This is a genomic window from Streptomyces yangpuensis (genome assembly GCF_024666385.1).
In the GTDB taxonomy this organism is placed as follows: Bacteria; Actinomycetota; Actinomycetes; order Streptomycetales; family Streptomycetaceae; genus Streptomyces; species Streptomyces yangpuensis.
In genome coordinates this window covers 3765373-3782394 of sequence record NZ_CP102514.1, presented here as the reverse complement: position 1 = coordinate 3782394, position 17022 = coordinate 3765373, and the positions used below count along the sequence as shown (strand labels likewise).

Sequence of the window (17022 nt, the reverse complement as noted above, 5' to 3'; positions counted from 1 at the left end):
GTCCGGCGTCCACAGGGTTGACCACAGAGGTTGACACCCTACGGGCCGCCGTCTCACCATTGAAGCGAATGAACCGAACGATCGGTCGGTCGGGTGGACGGACGGCCGACATACACCGACAAGGGGCCGTACATGGTGGCAGTCACCCCGGAAACGGGCCCGGACACGGCCCTGGGGACGGACGGGACGGACGGGACGGGCATGACGGCTGATCTGGGCGCACAGCTCGCGGCGGCGTTCGACGCCGCCGTGGCGGCGGACGAGCGTGTGGAACCGCGCGACTGGATGCCGGAGGAGTACCGCGCATCCCTCGTCCGGCAGATGGCCCAGCACGCCCACTCCGAGATCATCGGCATGCAGCCCGAGGCCAACTGGATCACCCGGGCGCCCTCGCTGCGCCGCAAGGCGATCCTGATGGCCAAGGTCCAGGACGAGGCCGGCCACGGCCTCTACCTCTACAGCGCGGCCGAGACCCTCGGCACCAGCCGCGACGAGCTTCTCGACAAGCTCCACTCGGGCAGGCAGAAGTACTCCTCGATCTTCAACTACCCCACCCTGACCTGGGCCGACGTCGGCGCCATCGGCTGGCTCGTGGACGGCGCGGCGATCACCAACCAGGTGCCGATCTGCCGCTGCTCCTACGGACCCTACGCCCGCGCCATGGTCCGGATCTGCAAGGAGGAGTCCTTCCACCAGCGCCAGGGCTTCGAGCTCCTCATGGCCCTCTCCCAGGGCACCGAGGAGCAGCACGCCATGGCGCAGGACGCGGTGAACCGCTGGTGGTGGCCCTCCCTGATGATGTTCGGCCCGCCGGACGACGAGTCGGCGCACTCGGCGCAGTCGATGGCCTGGCGCATCAAGCGCCACTCGAACGACGAGCTGCGCCAGCGGTTCGTGGACATCGCCGTCCCCCAGGCCGAGTCCCTCGGCCTGACCCTGCCCGACCCGGACCTGAAGTGGAACGAGGAGCGCGGCCACCACGACTTCGGCGCCATCGACTGGGCCGAGTTCTGGGACGTGCTCAAGGGCAACGGCCCCTGCAACGAGCAGCGGATCGGCCAGCGGCGCCGGGCCCACGAGGAAGGCGCCTGGGTGCGCGACGCGGCCGCCGCGTACGCGCAGAAGCAGGCGGCACAGCAGCAGACGGCGAAGCCCGCCGGACAGAACGAGGAGGCACGGGTATGACGCAGAACTGGCCCCTGTGGGAGGTGTTCGTGCGCTCGCGCCGCGGCCTCTCGCACACGCACGCGGGAAGCCTGCACGCCCCCGACGCGGAAATGGCCCTGCGCAACGCCCGCGACCTCTACACCCGGCGCAACGAAGGCATTTCGATCTGGGTGGTCCCCTCCACCGCGATCACCGCCTCCTCGCCGGACGAGCGGGACCCCTTCTTCGCCCCGTCCGCCGACAAGCCCTACCGGCACCCCACCTTCTACGACATCCCGGAGGGAGTGAGCCACCTGTGACCGGCACCGACACCACCACCGCCACCGCGGCGGCGGCCCTCGCCCTCGGCGACGACGCGCTGATCCTCTCCCACCGCCTCGGCGAGTGGGCCGGCCACGCCCCCGTCCTGGAGGAGGAGGTCGCCCTCGCCAACATCGCCCTCGACCTGCTCGGCCAGGCCCGCGTCCTGCTGTCCATGGTCGGCGACGAGGACGAGCTGGCCTTCCTGCGCGAGGAGCGGTCCTTCCGCAACCTCCAGCTGGTCGAGCAGCCGAACGGCGACTTCGCCCACACCATCGCCCGCCAGCTGTACTTCTCCGTCCACCAGCACGAGCTCTACGCGGAACTGGCCCGCGGGGACGGCCCGTTCGCGCCGCTCGCGGCCAAGGCCGTCAAGGAGACCGCGTACCACCGCGACCACGCCGAGCAGTGGACCCTGCGGCTCGGCGACGGCACCGAGGAGAGCCGCGCCCGCATGCAGGCGGCACTGAAGGCGCTGTGGAAGTTCACCGGGGAGCTGTTCCAGCCGGTGGAGGGTCTCGACGGTGTGGACCTGTCCGCCCTCGAAGAGCGCTGGCTGGCCGCACTGACCGATGTCGTGGAGCGTGCCGGACTCACCCTGCCCGACGGACCGCGCACCGGTGCCTGGGCGGCCGGCGCCGGCCGCCAGGGACTGCACACCGAGTCCTTCGGCCGGATGCTGGCCGAGATGCAGCACCTGCACCGCAGCCACCCGGGGGCGTCATGGTGACCACCGCCGACGTCGCGACGACCCGCCTGGAGGCCGAGCTGGCCGAGCTGGCCGGCTCCGTCCCGGACCCCGAACTGCCGGTGCTCACCCTCGGCGAGCTGGGCGTGGTGCGCGGGGTGCGGATGCACGAGGACGGCCACGCCGAGGTCACCCTCACCCCCACCTACACCGGCTGCCCGGCCATCGAGGCCATGTCCGCCGACATCGAGCGGGTCCTGACCGGCCACGGCATCCCCGAGGTGCGGGTGACCACCGTGCTGGCCCCGGCCTGGTCCACGGACGACATCAGCGCCGATGGCCGCCGCAAGCTGGCCGAGTTCGGCATCGCCCCGCCCAGGCCGCACGCGGCCGGCGGGCCCGTCCCGGTGACCCTGTCCGTCCGCTGCCCCAACTGCGGATCGACCGACACCGAGCTGCTCAGCCGTTTCTCCTCCACCGCGTGCAAGGCGCTGCGCCGCTGCACCGCCTGCCGCGAACCGTTCGACCACTTCAAGGAGCTGTAGATGGCCGCCCCCCGCCACGGCGCGTTCCACCCGCTGACGGTGGCGGAAGTCGACCGGCTCACCGACGACTCGGTGGCGCTGACCCTCCGGGTCCCCGAGGAGCTGCGCGAGGACTACCGGCACGCCCCCGGCCAGCACCTGACGCTGCGCCGCACCGCCCCCGAGGGCGGCACCGAGGTCCGCCGCACCTACTCGATCTGCTCGCCCGCCCCCACGGCGGACGGTCCGGGCCCCGCGCTGCTGCGGGTCGGCGTGCGGCTGGTGGAGGGCGGGGAGTTCTCCACCTTCGCGCACAAGGAGATCGCGGCCGGCGACGTGCTGGACGTCATGGTCCCGGCCGGGCGCTTCGTGCTGGACCCCGCAACGGCCCCCGCCGCCGGGCACTACGCCGCGATCGTCGGCGGCAGCGGGATCACGCCCGTGCTGTCGATCGCCGCGAGCCTGCTGGCCGCGCGGCCCGATGCCCGCTTCTGCCTCGTGCGCAGCGACCGTACGGCCGCTTCGACGATGTTCCTGGAGGAGGTCGCCGACCTCAAGGACCGCTACCCCTCGCGGTTCCAGCTGGTCACGGTCCTCTCCCGGGAGGAGCAGGAGTCGGGGCTGCCGTCCGGCCGGCTCGACGAGGAGCGGCTGGCGTCCCTGCTGCCCGCCCTGCTTCCGGTGGCGGAGGTCACGGGCTGGTTCCTGTGCGGGCCGTACGGTCTGGTGCAGGGCGCGGAGCGGGCCCTGAGCACCCTCGGCGTCGCCCGGACCCGGGTGCACGAAGAGATCTTCCACGTCGAGGACACCACCCCCGCGCCGGTCCGCACGGCGTCGTCGGCCGCGGCCGCGCAGGGCCGGGTCACCGCACGGCTCGACGGGCGCTCCGGCACCTGGCCCGTCCAGGACGGCGAGTCCCTGCTGGACGCGGTGCTCCGCAACCGCGCGGACGCCCCGTACGCCTGCAAGGGCGGCGTCTGCGGTACCTGCCGGGCGTTCGTGGTGTCGGGCGAGGTCCGGATGGACCGCAACTTCGCCCTGGAGGCCGAGGAGACGGACGCCGGTTTCGTCCTCGCCTGCCAGTCGCACCCGGTCACCGAGGAAGTGGAGATCGACTTCGACCGTTAGGGCGCAGCCGCGGTCCCTGTCGCTGCCCCCTGCCCTCGTCGCTGCCGTCCTCCTCCCCTGTCCATTTTCAGGAACGTGTTCTATCTTGACGCCCCGTCAGGTCAGAACGGGAGGACAGGCAGTGGACTTCACCTTCACCGAGGAGCAGCGGGCCGCCGTCGAGGCGGCCAGGGCCGTGTTCGCGGACGTCGCACCCGACGGCGTGCCCAGCCCCGCGCTCACCCCGGGCGCCGTCGCCGACGACTTCGACCGTCCGCTGTGGGCCCGGCTCGCCGCGTCCGACCTGCTGAGCCTGGTCCTCGCCGAGGAACACGACGGCGCCGGCCTGGACACCATCGCCCTGTGCCTCGTCCTGCGCGAGGCCGCCCGGGTACTGGCCCGGGTCCCGCTGCTGGAACACTGCGCCACCGCCATGACCGTCCAGGCCCACGGCAGCCCCGAACTGGCCGCCGCCCTGCTGCCCGGCGCCGGGCGCGGCACGCTCGTGCTGACCGCCGCCGCGCACGGCCGCTCCGGCCATGACCCGGCCGAACTCGCCGTCACCGCACGGCTCGACGGCGAGACGTGGGTCCTGGAAGGCACCCAGACCGCCGTCCCCTGGGCACACACCGCCGACTGGATCGCCGTACCGGCCCACACCGGTGAGGGCGAGGGCGTCCTCGCTCTGGTCCCGCGCACGGCCGACGGCCTCGCCCTCGCCGAGCAGGTCTCCACCAGCGGGGAGCGGTTCGCCGAACTCGCCCTGGACGGCGTGCGGGTGGACCGGACCCACCTGATCGAGACCCCGGGAGCCTGGGAGCGGCTCCGCGAGGTCCTCACCACCGGCACCTGCGCCCTGGCCCTCGGGCTGGGTGAGGGCGTCCTCGGCATGACGAGCAGGTACACCAGCAAGCGCGAGCAGTTCGGCTTCCCGGTGGCCACCTTCCAGGCGGTCGCCGTCCAGGCCGCCGACCGCTACATCGACCTGCGCGCCATGGAGGTCACCCTGTGGCAGGCCGCCTGGCGGCTCGATGCCGCAACCGGCGGCGCCGGCGGGCCGCTGCCGAGCGCCGGTGACGTGGCGGTCGCCAAGATCTGGGCCGCGGAAGGCGTGCGCAGGGTCGTCCAGACCGCGCAGCACCTGCACGGCGGTTTCGGCGCCGACACCGAATACCCACTGCACCGCTACCACGCCTGGGCCAAGCAGCTGGAGCTCCAACTGGGCCCTGCGGCCGCCCACGAGGAGGCCCTGGGCGACCTGCTGGCCGCCCACCCCCTCGCCTGAAGCCGCCCCTCACGGGGTCAGAGCACGAAGGCCGGGCTTCCGTTGTCCGTCACCATCGGGCGCCCGGCCCCGTCCCAGGCCTGCATACCGCCGTCGACGTTCACGGCGTCGATGTCCTGGCGCACCAGGTACTGGGTGACCTGCGCGGAACGCCCGCCGACCCGGCACATCACGTACACGCGGCGGCCGTCCTCGACGGCCTCCGTCAGCTCGCCGAAGCGGACCACGAAGTCGCTCATCGGGATGTGCAGAGCGCCCTCGACGTGGCCGGCCGCCCATTCGTCGTCCTCACGGACGTCGAGGACAAAGCCTTCGGAGGGCACCGCGGCGGCGTCCACCGAGGGAAGCGGTCCGAAGTTCATAACTGTCGCCTTCTCTCTTCACAGGTCTGCTGCCAACCTATCCGACCCGCAGCCCAGCCCGTGCGTGCGCGAACGGCCCCGTCCTCACTGGGCGGCGAGCTCGGCCGCCAGCTCCGCCTCGCGCTCGGAGACCTGCGCGAGCAGCTGCTCCGCGATCTCCTCCAGCAGCCGGTCCGGGTCGTCGGGAGCCATCCGCAGCATCGACCCGATCGCGCTCTCCTCCAGCTCCTTCGCCACGAGCGACAGCAGCTCCTTGCGCTGCGCCAGCCACTCCAGCCGGGCGTACAGCTCCTCGCTCTCGCCCGGCCCGGCCGTCTCGGGCACCGGCCCGGCCGCCCACTCCTCGGCCAGCTCGCGCAGCAGCCCCTCGTCGCCCCGGCCGTACGCGGCGTTGACCCGCGCGATGAAGGCGTCGCGGCGCTCCCGCTCGTCCTCCTCCTGGGCCAGGTCGGGGTGGGCCTGGCGGACCAGCTCGCGGTACAGGCGGCGCACCTCCTCGGAGGGGCGTACCCGCTCCGGCGGCCGCACCGGCCGGTCGGTGAGCATCGCGGCGGCGTCGTCGGAGATGCCGTCCGAGCCCAGCCAGTCGTGGAAGAGCTCCTCCACCCCGGGCATCGGCATCACCAGCGAGCGCGCGTCCCGCGCCCTCCGCAGGTCCTCGGCATCGCCGGTGCGCGCGGCCTTCGCCTCGGCGATCAGCGCGTCCAGCTCGTCGAGCCGCGTGTACATGGGGCCGAGCTTCTGATGGTGCAGGCGGGAGAAGTTCTCCACCTCCACGCGGAAGGTCTCCACCGCGATCTCGAACTCGATCAGCGCCTGCTCCGCGGCCCGTACGGCCCGCTCCAGGCGCGCCTCGGGGCGCTCCTCGGGGCGCTCCTCACCGGTGACGGAGGAGTCGCCGGATCCACCGGGGACGGTCTGCTCGGGCTGCTCGGTCTGCTCGCTCACCCGGCCAGGGTACGGCCCGCGCGGACGGGCGATGTTTCACGTGAAACATCGCCCGTCGCGCAGGGACCGGCGCGACCAGCTCGTTCTAGACCCCGACCTCCGCGGCGATCCGCCCGGCCCGCACCGCGGCGACCAGGTCGGCGTGATCGGCTTCGGTCCGGTCGGCGTAGGCCACCGCGAAGGCCGCCATCGCCTCGTCCAGCTCCTCGTTCTTGCCGCAGTACCCGGCCAGCAGCCGCGGGTCGACGCTGTGCGCGTGCGCCCGGGCCAGCAGGGCACCGGTCATCCGCCCGTAGTCGTCGATCTGGTCGGGAGCCAGCGCCGCCGGGTCCACGCTGCCCTTGCGGTTGCGGAACTGGCGGACCTGGTAGGGGCGCCCCTCCACCGTGGTCCAGCCGAGCATGATGTCGGAGACCACCTGCATCCGCTTCTGCCCGGCCACCACCCGGCGACCCTCGTGCTCCTCCGGCGGCGAGACGAAGCCCAGCCCGGGCAGGTACGGGAGCAGCACCGAGGGCCGGGCCTCCTTCACCTGGAGGACCAGCGGTTCGCCCCGGTGGTCCAGCAGCAGAACCACGTACGAGCGGGTGCCGACGCTCCCGGTGCCCACCACGCGGAAGGCCACGTCGTGGATCGCATACCGGGCCAGCAGCGGCAGCCGGTCGCCCTGGAGGGTCTGCAGGTACGGGCCGAGCGAGGCCGCCACGGCCGCCGCCTCCCCATCCGTGACGCGGCGCAGTACGGGCAGCGCGTCGACGAAACGGCGGCCGCCGTCCGGCCCGATCTCCGTCGACTTGGTGGCGAACCGGGCGGAGGTGTTGTTGCGGGCCTTCTCGGAGACCCGCTCCAGGGTGCCCAGCAGATCGCGGGCGTCGGCGTGCGAGACCAGTTCCTCGTCGGCGATGGCGTTCCACGCGTCCAGCGCGGGCAGCTTGGCCAGCAGCCGCACGGTCCGCCGGTAGGCGCCCACGGAGTCCAGTGCGGCCGCCCGGCAGGTGTCCTCGTCCGCCCCGGCCACCCGCCCGGCGAGCACCAGGGAGGCCGCCAGCCGCTTCACGTCCCACTCCCACGGGCCGAACACGGTCTCGTCGAAGTCGTTCAGGTCGATGACGAGCCGACCGCGCGCGTCCCCGTACAGACCGAAGTTCGCCGCGTGCGCGTCACCGCAGATCTGCGCGCCGACACCGGTCACCGGGCCGCCGGACAGGTCGTGCGCCATCAGCCCGGCCGCACCGCGCAGGAACGCGAAGGGATTGGCTGCCATCCGGCCGACCCGTATGGGCGTCAGCTCGGCCACCCGACCGGCGTTGGACTCCTCCACCGCCCGCACCGCGTCCGGCCGCCCGGCCGGCACCGTGAAGCCAGCGTGCGCCGCCCTCGGCACACGGGCGCGCAGCGCCTTGCCCGCCTCTTTCGGCGAGTCCGCCACCACGCGCGGCGCGAACCCCGCCACGTCCGGAATCCGCTGTCCCGCTGTCGCCGCCATCGGCGCCGCCCCCACCCGTTCGTTCATGTGATCGCTTCGAGAACGGGCTGACCGTACCGACAGCCCGGTGCCCCTGGCCAGCACCCACGCCCCGGCCTCCCGGCCGGTGCCGCGGCCCGGCGCCCCCGGCCGGGGTCTACAGACCGGCGTCCCGGGCCAGCAGCGCCGCCTGGACGCGGTTCTCACAGCCCAGCTTCGCCAGGATCCGGCTCACGTACGTCTTCACGGTCGCCTCGCTCATGTGCAGGCGCCGGCCCGCGTCCGCGTTGGACAGGCCCTCCCCGAGCAGCGCCAGCACCCCCCGCTCCCGCTCGCTCAGCTCGGCGACCTGACGGCGGGCCTCCTCACCGCGCGCCGCCGCCTTCCCGGACGCCAGCTGGTCCACCACGTGCCGGGTGGCCCCGGGCGAGAGGTAGGCGTCCCCGGCCGCGGCAGCCCGGACCGCGCCGATCAGCTCGCCCGGCGCCGAGTCCTTGAGCAGGAATCCCGCCCCGCCCTGGCCCAGCGCGCGCAGCACGTTCTCCTTCTCGCCGAAGGTGGTCAGGATCAGGGCCCGCACCTCCGGAGCGGCCCGTCGCAGCTCACCCAGTGCGGTCAGACCGTCCATCACCGGCATCTGGATGTCGAGCAGCATCACCTCGGGGGCGTGCGAGCGGGCCAGCTCGACCGCCTCCCGGCCGTTCGCCGCCTCCGCGACGACCTCGATGTCCGGCGCCGAGGTCAGGATCATCCTGATCCCGGCCCGGATCAGCGGCTCGTCGTCGGCGATCACCACTCTGATCACTTCGGCTGTCACCCCGTGCTCCTACTGCTTGACCTCGTACGCCTGCTTGTCCACGAGCTTGCCGTCCTTGAAGCAGAACCGGAAAACCAGGTCCGTGGTCAGGCTCTGGCCGGTCTGGTCGTCGGCCAGCAGCACCAGGCACTCCGAACCCTCCGGCCGCGGCGGCCCCTTCCGGTCGGCTCCCGCGGTCAGGAAGCTCTCGCCGCCCGGCAGCCGGTCGCGGACCGTCGCCTCGGCCTCGCCGACGTGCACGGCGTCGTACTCGTCCCTGCCGATCATCGAGTCGACCGCCGTGTCCATCAGCATCACCGCCGCAGCGATCATCACGATCACCAGCACGACCACCGCCGCGAAGGCGATCCCGCAGCCCACGGCGATGCCACCGGCACGGCTGGGCACCCGTACGGCCAGCTCCCGGTCCACCGCCGCCCAGTCCATCGGCTGCTGCTCGCCCCGCCGCCCCGGCGCCTGGGGCAGGGTGCCCTTCTGTGCCTGGGCCTGCTGCCCGAAGTCGTCGGCCACGTCCTGGGCGCCGGCCGGCTCCGCGCCGTACGGCAGCACGCCGGCCACCCGGAACCCGCCGCCCTCGGCGGGGCCCGCGTGCACCATGCCGCCGACCAGCCGGGCCCGCTCCCGCAGCCCCGTCAGCCCCTGCCCGCCCGACACCACGTCCTCGTCCGGTCCGGCCGACGGCCCGTTGGCGATCTCCACCACCAGCGAGTCGTCCTCGTACCGCAGCTCCACCGTGATCGGCGCCCCCGGAGCGTGCTTGTAGGCGTTGGTGAGGGCCTCCTGCACGATCCGGTAGGCGGCGTGGTCGCAGGCCGCCACCAGCTGCCTCGGCCGTCCCGAGGTGGTCATCCGCACCTCGGTCCCGGCGGCCCGCGCCGCCTCCACGACCCCGGCGATGCCGGCCACGCCGCGCGCCGCGGGCTGTGCCTCCTCCACCATCGGGGGCGACTCCACGCCGTCGCGCAGGATGCCGACGACCTCGCGCAGTTCGTGCATCGCGGACACCGAGGCCTGCCGCAGCACGCCCACGGCCTCCCGCTGACGGTCGGTGAGTTCGGGATCCACCTCCAGCGCACCCGTGTGCACGGCGATCAACGCCAGCTGGTGGCCCAGGCTGTCGTGCATGTCCTGGGCGATGCGCTGCCGCTCGCGCAGCCGCGCCTGCCCCGCGACCATGGCCCGCTCGCGCAGCAGCTGCCCGTTGCGTTCGTGCAGGGCCGCCAGCAGGGTGCGGCGCTGGGACCAGTACCGGCTGGCCAGGCCCGGCATCACGGTGACGGCCAGGAACATCAGCGTGGAGAACACGATGATCAGCAGCGGTCGCATCTGCGACCACTGGTCCAGGACGCTGAAGGCGAGCGCCGCGACGAAGGCCAGGGTGAAGGCGCCCAGCGCCCGGCCCACGCCGACGATCCGCCGCCCGGCCGACCAGCCCAGCAGCGGCAGGACGAAGAACAGCCCCGGCAGGGCCGAACTCAGCGCCGAACCGGCCACGAGCGTCGCCGCCGGCAGCCGCCTGCGCAGCAGGGTCAGCGCCACCACGGCCACGGCGCCCAGCAGCATCCGCTGCCCCGACCCCCGGTCGAGTTCCTCGATGCCCAGCCCGAGTATGGCCAGCACGGCGGCGAGCGCGAGGTCCCCCGCCAGCATCCGCCGCGTCCACGGCTCGGGCCCCCGCAGCCAGTCCCAGCCCGCACGTGTCTTCGCCATCACATCCACGCGCCCGACCCTAGACATCCGGCCACCGCCCCGGCTGCCCTCTTTCGTCTCACCGGCCGCGACGAAAGTCTGATCCCGCAGGTGCAGTTGGCCCCGCGCGCATCCGCGGCCGGCTCCGCCGTGACCGACACCACACAGGAAACACCGGACACCGGACACCGATCCACCGGCACTTCACGAATCCCGCGCACACCCCGTCACGGACACAAAACGAAACGGCCGCCACCGCTTTCGCAGTGACGACCGTCTCGTCGATGTGGGCGAGGGGGGATTTGAACCCCCACGTCCCGAAGGACACTGGCACCTGAAGCCAGCGCGTCTGCCGTTCCGCCACTCGCCCGAGCAGCGTCCCAGTGGTCTTCCCTTTCGGGCCGTTCCCCTGGCGACGTCGAAACATTAGCACGTAGAACGGGGTGGATTCACATCGCTTTCCCCGGGGGCATACGCCCCTGTGCGGACAGCCCCTCCCGCACTCCGCTCCGGGTGCGGGACACTGTTCCTCGGGCGCCCCTACGATCCCTTGTGAGGACCAACACTCGTCCCCACAGGTACGAAGGGGAACCACCCGAATCCGCCACGCGTGGATACGATCAGTAAGCAGTACAGGGCGACAACGACGGAGGAGGTGCCCCATGGGAGTTCTGAAGCGGTTCGAGCAGCGACTCGAAGGTCTGGTGAACGGCACCTTCGCCAAGGTGTTCAAGTCCGAGGTCCAGCCGGTGGAGATCGCCGGAGCCCTCCAGCGGGAGTGCGACAACAACGCCACCATCTGGAACCGCGAGCGGACCGTCGTCCCCAACGACTTCATCGTGGAGCTCAGCGCCGGCGACTACGACCGCCTGAGCCCCTACTCCGGGCAGCTCGGCGACGAGCTCGCGGGCCTCGTCCGCGACTACGCCAAGCAGCAGCGGTACAGCTTCATGGGCCCCATCAAGGTCCACCTGGAGAAGGCCGAGGACCTCGACACCGGGCTCTACCGGGTCCGCAGTCGCACCCTCGCCTCCAGCACCTCCCAGCCACAGGGGGCGCCGCCGTCCCCTGCGAGCGGCTACGGCTATCCGCCGGTCGCCGCACCTCCCATGCCCGCCGGCCCGCCCCCGGGCGGACCCGGCGCCCGCCGGCCCGCCCCGGGTGGTCCCGGCGCGGCGGCTCCGGGGGCTGGGCCCGGCGGCCCGCGGCGGCACTGGATCGAGATCAACGGCACCCGCCACCAGATCTCGCGCCCCACGCTCGTACTCGGCCGAAGCACCGAAGCCGACGTGCGGATCGACGACCCCGGCGTATCGCGCCGGCACTGTGAGATCCGGACCGGAACGCCCTCGACGATCCAGGATCTCGGGTCCACCAACGGCATCGTGGTGGACGGGCAGCACACCACCCGCGCTACGCTCCGCGACGGCTCGCGGATCGTCGTGGGCAGCACCACCATCATTTACCGGCAAGCCGAAGGGTGAAGCGGGGGCAATGTCAGAGCTGACCCTGACGGTCATGCGGTTGGGTTTCCTGGCCGTTCTGTGGCTGTTCGTCATCGTGGCCGTCCAGGTCATCCGCAGCGATCTCTTCGGCACGAGGGTGACCCAGCGCGGGTCCTCCCGCCGCGGCGGCGCCGGCGGCGCCCCGCAGCAGGGCGGCCGCCAGGCCGCGCCTCCGCAGCAGCGCCAGCGTCGCGGTGCGCCGACCAAGCTCGTCGTCTCCGAGGGCATCCTCACGGGCACCACCGTGGCCCTCGCCGGACAGACGATCACCCTGGGCCGCGCCCACGACTCCACGATCGTGCTGGACGACGACTACGCGTCCAGCCGCCATGCCAGGATCTACCCCGACCGTGACGGCCAGTGGATCGTCGAGGATCTCGGGTCCACCAACGGCACGTATCTCGACCGGACCCGGCTGACCACCCCGACGCCCATTCCGCCGGGCGCACCGATCCGCATCGGCAAGACCGTCATCGAGCTGCGGAAGTAGTACGAGAATGAGCGAGCGGAGCGAGCGCGCGGCGGTGATCCGTGCCAGCGAGGACACGGACACGAGCGCGCTCCCGACCGGAGGGTGGGCAGTGTGGCTCGAGACCGGTTGTACCCGGAGCAAGCTTCGTCGACAGGGCAGGTGCGCATGAGTCTGTCCCTGCGGTTCGCAGCCGGATCCCACAAAGGCATGATCCGCGAGGGGAACGAGGACTCCGGCTACGCCGGCCCCCGTCTCCTGGCGATCGCCGACGGCATGGGAGGCCAGGCCGCCGGCGAGGTCGCGAGCTCCGAGGTGATCTCCACCCTCGTGCAGCTCGACGACGACGTACCGGGCTCCGACATCCTCACCTCGCTGGCCACCGCCGTGCAGCGCGCCAACGACCAGCTGCGCGTCATGGTCGAGGAGGACCCCCAGCTCGAGGGCATGGGCACCACCCTCACCGCCCTGCTGTGGACCGGCCAGCGCCTCGGCCTCGTCCATGTCGGCGACTCCCGCGCCTACCTGCTGCGCGACGGCGTCCTCACGCAGATCACCCAGGACCACACCTGGGTGCAGCGCCTGGTCGACGAGGGCCGCATCACGGAGGAGGAGGCGACGACCCATCCGCAGCGCTCCCTGCTGATGCGCGCGCTGGGCAGCGGCGACATCGTCGAGCCCGACCTCTCCATCCGTGAGGTCCGCGCCGGCGACCGCTACCTGATCTGCTCCGACGGGCTCTCCGGCGTCGTCTCCCACCAGACCCTGGAGGAGACCCTCGCCGACTACCACGGCCCCCGCGAGACCGTGCAGTCCCTGATCCAGCTCGCGCTGCGCGGCGGCGGACCCGACAACATCACCTGCATCGTCGCCGACGTCCTCGACACCGACAGCGGCGACACCCTCGCCGCCCAGGTCAGCGACACCCCGGTGGTCGTCGGCGCGGTCGCCGAGACCCAGCACCAGCTCTTCGACAACAACAACGCCATGCAGACGCCGGCCGGCCGCGCCTCCGGGCTCGGCCGCCAGGCCCCGCCGCCCGCGGGCTCCTTCGGTCCCCCCGGCAGCGGCGACGCCCCCGGCTACGGGTACGGCGACCACGGCCAGGGCGGCGGCTACGGCTCCTTCGGCGAGGCCGACGGGTACGACTCCGACTCCGGCTACGACGACACGTACGACCACCCCCGCAGGCGCCGCAGCAAAGGGCGCAAGTGGACCACCCGCACCCTGACCCTGCTCGTCGTCGCCGGTGTCATCGGCGGCGGCCTCTACGCCGGCTGGCGCTGGACCCAGACCCAGTTCTACGTCGGCGTGAAGGGCGAGCACGTCGCGCTCTTCCGCGGCATCAGCCCGAAGCTCGGACCGCTGGAGCTCTCCAAGGTGGAGACCGACCGCCCCGACATCGAACTGAAGTACCTGCCGCCCTTCAAGCGGAAGCTGGTCGAGGCCACCATCAGCGAGGGCAGCCTCGACGGTGCCCGCAAGAAGCTGGACGACCTCGGCGTCCAGGTCTCCGCCTGCAAGAAGGACGAAGAGCGCAGAGGCGCCGAGGCGCAGAACAGCCAGACACCCGGCCCCAGCCTGACTCCCGAGGAGCAGCAGCTGGTCGGCCTGTGCGGAAAGTAGCCCGCGGGCACAGGGGGCCTGCCACACCATGAGCGTTGTCACCAACACGACCACCATCGGCGCCATCGAGCTGCCGAGCCGGCGGAACACCGAGCTCCTGCTGCTCGCCTTCGCCGTGGTCATCCCGATCTTCGCCTACGCCAATGTGGGTCTGGCGATCCACGGCGAGCTGCCCCCCGGCATGTTCGCGTACGGGGCCGGCTTCGCCGTGCTCGCCGGCATAGCGCACTTCGTCGTACGCCGGTACGCGAAGTACGCCGATCCGCTGCTGCTGCCGCTCGCCACCCTGCTCAACGGCCTCGGCGTCGTCCTGATCTGGCGCCTGGACCAGTCCGAGCGGCTGCAGAACCTCGCCAAGCGCAGCTTCGGGGCCTTCTCGCCCTCCGCGCCCCGCCAGATGATGTACACGGCCCTGGCGATCGCCCTGTTCGCGGCCGTGCTGCTGATCCTCAAGGACCACCGCGTCCTGCAGCGGTTCACCTACATCTCCATGGCCGGCGCGCTGGTGCTGCTGATCCTGCCCGTCGTCCCGGGCCTGGGCGCCGACGTCTTCGGCGCCAAGATCTGGATCAGCGTCGGTGGCTTCTCCATCCAGCCCGGTGAGTTCGCGAAGATCGTCATCGCGATCTTCTTCGCCGGCTACCTGATGGTGAAGCGCGACGCGCTCGCGCTGGCCAGCCGCCGCTTCATGGGCCTCTACCTGCCGCGCGGCCGCGACCTCGGCCCGATCCTCATGATCTGGGCGATGAGCCTGCTGGTCCTGGTCTTCGAGAACGACCTCGGTACCTCGCTGCTCTTCTTCGGCATGTTCGTGATCATGCTGTACGTGGCCACCGAGCGCACCAGCTGGATCGTCATCGGTCTGCTGATGTCGGTCGGCGGCGCGGTCGTGGTGGCCTCCTTCGCCAGTCACGTCCAGGCCCGCGTCAACGCCTGGCTCGACCCCTTCGGCTGCTACACCACCTCGGGCGCCTGCGAGCAGGTCGGCCAGTCGATCATGAGCTTCGGTTCCGGCGGGGTCCTCGGCGCCGGATGGGGCCAGGGCAACTCCGACCTCATCGGCTTCGCCGCCAACTCCGACTTCATCTTCTCCACCGTCGGCGAAGAGCTCGGTCTCTCCGGCGTGATGGCGTTCCTGCTGATCTACGGGCTCATCATCGAGCGGGGCGTCCGCACCGCCCTCGCCGCCCGCGACCCCTTCGGCAAGCTCTTCGCCATCGGCCTCTCCGGCGCCTTCGCGCTCCAGATCTTCGTCGTCGCCGGCGGAGTCATGGGACTCATCCCCCTCACCGGCATGACGATGCCCTTCCTCGCGTCCGGCGGTTCCTCCGTCCTCGCGAACTGGATCCTCATCGCCGTCCTCATCCGGATCAGCGACACCGCCCGCCGACCGGCACCGGCCCCGGCCCCGTCCCCCGACTCCGAGATGACCCAGGTGGTCCGCCCGTCATGAACAAGCCCCTGCGCCGCATCTCGCTGTTCTGCGGGCTGCTCGTCCTCGCGCTGCTGATCCGGACCAACTGGCTGCAGTACGTCCAGGCCGAGGAACTCAGCACGCGCAAGGAGAACCGACGGGTCCAGATCGCCCAGTACGCCACCGAGCGCGGCAACATCATCGTCCAGGGCCAGCCGATCACCGGCTCCGCGGTCACCGACGGCAGCGACTACAAGTACAAGCGCACCTACACCGAAGGGGAGCTGTGGTCCCCGGTCACCGGGTACGCCTCGCAGGCCTTCGGTGCCACGCAGCTCGAATCGCTCGAGGACGGCATCCTCACCGGCAACGACGACCGGCTGTTCTTCGACCGCACCATCGGCATGTTCACCGGTGAGAAGAAGCAGGGCGGCAACGTCGTCACCACGCTCAACCGGGACGCGCAGAAGGCCGCATTCGAGAAGCTCGGCACCAAGAAGGGCGCGGTCGCCGCCATCGACCCGCGCACCGGTGCCATCCTCGCGCTGGTCTCCACCCCCTCCTACGACCCGTCCAGCTTCGCCGGCAACTCCAAGGCCGACGAGAAGGCCTGGGTCGAGCTGAAGGACAGCGAGGACAAGAAGCTCGTCAACCGCGCCCTGCGCGAGACCTATCCGCCCGGCTCCACCTTCAAGGTGGTCACCGCCGCGGCCGCGCTGGAGCACGGCGTGGTCAACGGGATCGACGACCCGACGGACACCCCCGAGCCGTACATCCTCCCCGGCACCAAGACCCAGCTGCCCAACTCCCACACCGGGTGCGAGAAGGCCAGCCTGAACGAGGCGCTGCGGATCTCCTGCAACTCCGTCTTCGCGAACCTCGGTGACAAGGTCACCCGCGACAAGATGGTGGAGACGGCCGAGAAGTTCGGCTTCAACAACGACAAGATCGACACCCCGGTCCGCGCCTTCGCCAGCGTCTACGACAAGAGGATGGGCCGGGACGGCAACGCCCAGAGCTCGATCGGGCAGTTCAACACCGCCGCCACCCCGCTGCAGATGGCCATGGTCACCGCGGCGATCGCCAACGACGGCAAGCTGATGAAGCCGTACATGGTCGACCACCTCACCGCGCCGAACCTGGACATCATCGAGAAGCACGAGCCGCAGGAGATGAGCCGGCCGCTGTCCGCGGGCAACGCGCAGAAGGTCCAGCAGATGATGGTCAACGTCGTCGCGAAGGGCACCGGCGAGAAGGCCCAGATCAAGAACGTGACGGTCGGCGGCAAGACGGGTACCGCCCAGCACGGCGAGGGCAACAAGAAGCGCCCGTACGCCTGGTTCATCTCCTACGCCGAGAACCCGGACGGCACCTCGCCCGTCGCCGTCGCCGTCGTGATCGAGGACAGCGAGGGAACCGCCCGTGACGACATCAGCGGTGGCGGTCTCGCCGCCCCGGTCGCCAAGGCGGTCATGGAAGCGGTGCTGAAGAGCCAGGGGTGACCGAGGGATCACGGGGCGGCCGACGTGACGCAGGTCACTGAATCCGCCCCGGATCCGAGCGTACGGTACCGGTCCTGTATCAGGCTGTGGCCACGATCCGATCACGGACGATCGGCCGGTAGCCTTTGCGCGAACAGCACACCGCCGGACCACA

16 protein-coding genes and 1 tRNA gene are annotated in these 17022 nt (G+C 71.7%); 11 read left to right on the top strand and 6 right to left on the bottom strand.

All coding sequences use genetic code 11. From position 1 onward, the window contains the following. Nucleotides 1–132: 132 nt before the first annotated feature. The 6 genes from paaA to NRK68_RS17240 all read left to right on the top strand — a co-directional run bounded on the left by paaA (nucleotide 133) and on the right by NRK68_RS17240 (nucleotide 5071). Entirely contained in the window at nucleotides 133–1185 is a 1053-nt protein-coding gene (gene paaA, locus NRK68_RS17265) for a 1,2-phenylacetyl-CoA epoxidase subunit PaaA (RefSeq protein WP_373023618.1), read from the top strand. Continuing rightward, a complete protein-coding gene (gene paaB, locus NRK68_RS17260; RefSeq protein WP_030026914.1) occupies nucleotides 1182–1466 on the top strand; it encodes a 1,2-phenylacetyl-CoA epoxidase subunit PaaB in 285 nt (94 codons plus the stop codon). Before paaA ends, paaB begins: the two co-directional genes overlap by 4 nt. Then, complete coding sequence (gene paaC, locus NRK68_RS17255; protein WP_183066418.1) at nucleotides 1463–2197, top strand: 1,2-phenylacetyl-CoA epoxidase subunit PaaC; 735 nt, start codon at nucleotides 1463–1465, stop codon at nucleotides 2195–2197. The genes paaB and paaC overlap by 4 nt, the downstream gene beginning before the upstream one ends. After that, a complete protein-coding gene (paaD, locus tag NRK68_RS17250) occupies nucleotides 2191–2700 on the top strand; it encodes a 1,2-phenylacetyl-CoA epoxidase subunit PaaD (protein WP_183066417.1) in 510 nt (169 codons plus the stop codon). Before paaC ends, paaD begins: the two co-directional genes overlap by 7 nt. Continuing rightward, a complete protein-coding gene (gene paaE, locus NRK68_RS17245; protein WP_183066416.1) occupies nucleotides 2701–3807 on the top strand; it encodes a 1,2-phenylacetyl-CoA epoxidase subunit PaaE in 1107 nt (368 codons plus the stop codon). 121 nt (nucleotides 3808–3928) lie between these two features. Continuing rightward, the gene (locus tag NRK68_RS17240; protein WP_183066415.1) at nucleotides 3929–5071 is read left to right on the top strand and encodes an acyl-CoA dehydrogenase family protein; all 1143 of its coding nucleotides are present in this window, start codon (nucleotides 3929–3931) and stop codon (nucleotides 5069–5071) included. Nucleotides 5072–5088: 17 nt separating this feature from the next. Here NRK68_RS17240 and NRK68_RS17235 read toward each other — a convergent pair whose 3' ends face one another. From NRK68_RS17235 to NRK68_RS17210, 6 genes are all read right to left on the bottom strand, one after another. Next, nucleotides 5089–5433, bottom strand: a complete 345-nt coding sequence (locus NRK68_RS17235; protein WP_257856154.1) for a rhodanese-like domain-containing protein — start codon at nucleotides 5431–5433, stop codon at nucleotides 5089–5091. An 84-nt stretch (nucleotides 5434–5517) separates the two neighbouring features. Next, nucleotides 5518–6381, bottom strand: a complete 864-nt coding sequence (locus NRK68_RS17230; protein WP_046777668.1) for a J domain-containing protein — start codon at nucleotides 6379–6381, stop codon at nucleotides 5518–5520. Between the two features lie 85 nt (nucleotides 6382–6466). After that, nucleotides 6467–7894 carry a DUF2252 domain-containing protein gene (locus tag NRK68_RS17225; RefSeq protein WP_257856153.1) on the bottom strand — a complete coding sequence of 476 codons (1428 nt, stop codon included), beginning with the start codon at nucleotides 7892–7894 and terminating at the stop codon, nucleotides 6467–6469. A 109-nt stretch (nucleotides 7895–8003) separates the two neighbouring features. After that, a complete protein-coding gene (locus NRK68_RS17220) occupies nucleotides 8004–8663 on the bottom strand; it encodes a response regulator (RefSeq protein ID WP_037878450.1) in 660 nt (219 codons plus the stop codon). A gap of 9 nt (nucleotides 8664–8672) precedes the next feature. Next, on the bottom strand, nucleotides 8673–10373 hold the full coding sequence (locus NRK68_RS17215) for a sensor histidine kinase (protein ID WP_257856152.1): 1701 nt from the start codon (nucleotides 10371–10373) through the stop codon (nucleotides 8673–8675). A 266-nt stretch (nucleotides 10374–10639) separates the two neighbouring features. Continuing rightward, nucleotides 10640–10722 (bottom strand) — tRNA-Leu (locus NRK68_RS17210). A 292-nt stretch (nucleotides 10723–11014) separates the two neighbouring features. On the opposite strand from NRK68_RS17210, the gene NRK68_RS17205 reads away from it, so the two are divergent. From NRK68_RS17205 to NRK68_RS17185, 5 genes are all read left to right on the top strand, one after another. Beyond that, nucleotides 11015–11836, top strand: a complete 822-nt coding sequence (locus NRK68_RS17205; protein WP_183066412.1) for an FHA domain-containing protein — start codon at nucleotides 11015–11017, stop codon at nucleotides 11834–11836. Nucleotides 11837–11846: 10 nt separating this feature from the next. Beyond that, nucleotides 11847–12347 carry an FHA domain-containing protein FhaB/FipA gene (locus tag NRK68_RS17200; protein WP_030647603.1) on the top strand — a complete coding sequence of 167 codons (501 nt, stop codon included), beginning with the start codon at nucleotides 11847–11849 and terminating at the stop codon, nucleotides 12345–12347. A 93-nt stretch (nucleotides 12348–12440) separates the two neighbouring features. Next, the gene (locus tag NRK68_RS17195) at nucleotides 12441–13952 is read left to right on the top strand and encodes a PP2C family protein-serine/threonine phosphatase (RefSeq protein WP_183066411.1); all 1512 of its coding nucleotides are present in this window, start codon (nucleotides 12441–12443) and stop codon (nucleotides 13950–13952) included. Nucleotides 13953–13980: 28 nt separating this feature from the next. Next, nucleotides 13981–15405 (top strand): FtsW/RodA/SpoVE family cell cycle protein, encoded by a 1425-nt coding sequence (locus NRK68_RS17190; protein ID WP_030956738.1) that lies wholly within the window; start codon nucleotides 13981–13983, stop codon nucleotides 15403–15405. Continuing rightward, nucleotides 15402–16868: a peptidoglycan D,D-transpeptidase FtsI family protein gene (locus NRK68_RS17185; RefSeq protein ID WP_257856150.1), complete on the top strand. Its 1467-nt coding sequence runs from the start codon at nucleotides 15402–15404 to the stop codon at nucleotides 16866–16868. Before NRK68_RS17190 ends, NRK68_RS17185 begins: the two co-directional genes overlap by 4 nt. The last annotated feature ends 154 nt before the right edge of the window (nucleotides 16869–17022 follow it).

What these genes read in the sequence shown, in the direction of transcription:
- paaA (WP_373023618.1), top strand. Translation starts at nt 133, where the DNA reads ATGGTGGCAGTCACCCCGGAAACGGGCCCGGACACGGCCCTGGGGACG.
- paaB (WP_030026914.1), top strand. Translation starts at nt 1,182, where the DNA reads ATGACGCAGAACTGGCCCCTGTGGGAGGTGTTCGTGCGCTCGCGCCGC.
- paaD (WP_183066417.1), top strand. Translation starts at nt 2,191, where the DNA reads ATGGTGACCACCGCCGACGTCGCGACGACCCGCCTGGAGGCCGAGCTG.
- paaE (WP_183066416.1), top strand. Translation starts at nt 2,701, where the DNA reads ATGGCCGCCCCCCGCCACGGCGCGTTCCACCCGCTGACGGTGGCGGAA.
- NRK68_RS17235 (WP_257856154.1), bottom strand. Translation starts at nt 5,433, where the DNA reads ATGAACTTCGGACCGCTTCCCTCGGTGGACGCCGCCGCGGTGCCCTCC.
- NRK68_RS17225 (WP_257856153.1), bottom strand. Translation starts at nt 7,894, where the DNA reads ATGAACGAACGGGTGGGGGCGGCGCCGATGGCGGCGACAGCGGGACAG.
- NRK68_RS17215 (WP_257856152.1), bottom strand. Translation starts at nt 10,373, where the DNA reads ATGGCGAAGACACGTGCGGGCTGGGACTGGCTGCGGGGGCCCGAGCCG.
- NRK68_RS17205 (WP_183066412.1), top strand. Translation starts at nt 11,015, where the DNA reads ATGGGAGTTCTGAAGCGGTTCGAGCAGCGACTCGAAGGTCTGGTGAAC.
- NRK68_RS17200 (WP_030647603.1), top strand. Translation starts at nt 11,847, where the DNA reads ATGTCAGAGCTGACCCTGACGGTCATGCGGTTGGGTTTCCTGGCCGTT.
- NRK68_RS17190 (WP_030956738.1), top strand. Translation starts at nt 13,981, where the DNA reads ATGAGCGTTGTCACCAACACGACCACCATCGGCGCCATCGAGCTGCCG.
- NRK68_RS17185 (WP_257856150.1), top strand. Translation starts at nt 15,402, where the DNA reads ATGAACAAGCCCCTGCGCCGCATCTCGCTGTTCTGCGGGCTGCTCGTC.